The organism is Roseateles sp. P5_E1 (genome assembly GCF_054049335.1).
The window spans coordinates 1-599 of the sequence record NZ_JBFUMN010000316.1; the positions used below are offsets into that span (position 1 = coordinate 1).

The following is a 599-nucleotide window of genomic DNA, read 5'->3' on the forward strand; positions in this document are numbered from 1 at the left end:
GCGCACCATCGCGCCGCGCCTTGAACGCCCGCCGGAACTCGCGCGCGATCTGCAGCAGGCTGTCCCGCCACGGCTGACCGGCCGGCATCTCACGGGCGACGTCGCCGATCATGGCGTCGGCCATGGCATCGATCAGCGCCTGCTTGCTCTTGAAGTGCCAGTACAGCGAAGGCGCGCGGATGCCCAGCGAACAGGCCACCTTGCGCAGGGTAATGCCCTCCAGGCCGGCCTCGTCGAGGATCCGGAAGGCCGCCTCGACGATGTTTTCGCGCGCGATCGGTTGACGCACTGTCGGACCTGCCTAACGGTGTTAGGGGGCGAATCTAACAGCGTTAGGGATAGGGGCGCAAGATCCATCCGCGCTCAAGATCCCTTTCCCACGGCCGCTACTCCCTGCCAGACGGCGCATGAGGCGCCTGGACCGACACGGAGATCCCCATGACCCCTCGCCTCGCGCTGCTCGCGCTTTGGTTGGCGCCCGCACTCCCGGCCCTGGCCGAGGATGCCCCCACCCCTGCGGTGACCACGCCCAACCTCCAGCAACCGCCGCGCATCCGCCTGTTCGGCAGCAATCTGGTGAACCTGTCGCTGTATACCGC

The 599-nt window shown here is 67.6% G+C and carries 1 protein-coding gene; it reads right to left on the reverse strand.

Features of this window, described 5'->3' with window-relative positions:
- A partial coding sequence (locus ACXJKJ_RS31265; protein WP_457395500.1) for a TetR family transcriptional regulator occupies window positions 1-289 on the reverse strand: 289 nt, incomplete at its 3' end.
- Window positions 290-599 lie beyond the last annotated feature (310 nt).